At 70.6% G+C, this 1,373-nt stretch carries 2 protein-coding genes; both read left to right on the forward strand.

Going from position 1 to position 1,373, the window contains the following annotated elements:
• Positions 1-21 precede the first annotated feature (21 nt).
• Positions 22-360 (forward strand): dihydrofolate reductase family protein, encoded by a 339-nt coding sequence (locus ACFV0G_RS39355; RefSeq protein WP_380558735.1) that lies wholly within the window; start codon positions 22-24, stop codon positions 358-360.
• Between the two features lie 163 nt (positions 361-523).
• Positions 524-1,198 carry a hypothetical protein gene (locus ACFV0G_RS39360; protein WP_380558732.1) on the forward strand — a complete coding sequence of 225 codons (675 nt, stop codon included), beginning with the start codon at positions 524-526 and terminating at the stop codon, positions 1,196-1,198.
• Positions 1,199-1,373: the final 175 nt, after the last annotated feature.

Raw genomic sequence — 1,373 nt, forward strand, 5'->3', positions numbered from 1 at the left:
GCCGGGCCAGGAGTAAGGAAGGTGTCCGTCAGATCAGGCAGCCCCCGAAGCCCCGACCGAGACGCTCTGGAGCCGCCTTCACTACGGATTAGGGTCGTCGGGAGCCTGGACCTGGTGCAGACCCTCCTTCGGGAGAAGCTCTTCGACCGCCTGGACCTCTGGGTCCACCCGATCACGCTCGGCGTCGGGAAGAAGGTGTTCGACGGTGGCACGGTGCCCACGAACCTCACGCTCCTCGAACCGCCGGTGGCCGGTCCTCTGGGCGCCGTGTACCTGCGCTACGGGCTCGCGGCCGGCACCCCCAGGACGGGCGACATGAGCGCGCCCGACCGCGGTCTCGGGCACGACGACTCCCGGTGATCCGATGACCGGCCGGCATCAACGGGGCCGCCCCGGGCATCGAGTCGTTCAGTGACCGCGACAGCCCGACCGGGCACAGCCGTACGGCTCCCGGGACGGTCGTGTCGGTCGCGAACCGTATCGTTGCGGCGATCACCATCGGAACGCGCGTACGGGGGCTCACATGACCGTTCACCGGCCAGGACTGCCGGAGGACCTTCCGCCGGCCGAGGAGTTGTGGGCGCGCTGGGCGCTGCTCGCCGCCCTCGAGGCGACCACCGAGGGCGAGGAGCGTCCGCCGCGCCACCGGACCGGCCGGTGGATCGATGACGAGGGCCTCCACTGGGACGACTGCGGCTGCACCTGGTGGGTCATGTCCCGGCAGGGCGACGGCCGGTTCGTGCTCTACGGCGAGGACGAGGCGAGCGAGGTCAAGTGGCACGAGCCGCCGATCGACGTGCTGGCGGGCGGACCGGAGTGGCTGCCGTACGAGGAACTGCGGGACCGACTCGAAGGGCACGAGATCGGCTGCGTCTACTGGTACGAGAACGGCACCTGGGCCCGGGCTCCGTACCCTGACGACCTCGACGACGACGGTCTGGACTGCGGCATGAGCCACTTCATCGACCGCAGCGAGGTCCTGGGCGAACTGACGAACCACCTGCACGACGACCCGGAGGGGACGAGCGCGGACAGCCTCCTGTCGGACGCGGAAGCGTACCGGCTGGAACCGCAGGGGCTGCTGGAAAGGCTGGGCGGGACCAACCGCTATGACGGTCCGTTGGACCGGTCGGCCCTCGTCCGAGTGCTGGCCCGCTCAGGTCTGATCGGGGCGTTCGCGGCGAGCGAGACGCTCTGAGCCGGACACCCGCATCAGGAACGACGTGAGGACCACGCCACGGCGGGTCGTCACCGACAAGGTTCGGCAGCACTTCCTGACCCGGCCGGTCGGCGCTCGTAGCGGACCGGCCGTGGGCGCCGTGAACGGATCGGTCGGGGTCCGCGAGCGCCCGTGGCTGCCGGATCGTCAGAGG

This window comes from Kitasatospora sp. NPDC059571, from assembly GCF_042735675.1.
Lineage (GTDB): Bacteria > Actinomycetota > Actinomycetes > Streptomycetales > Streptomycetaceae > Kitasatospora.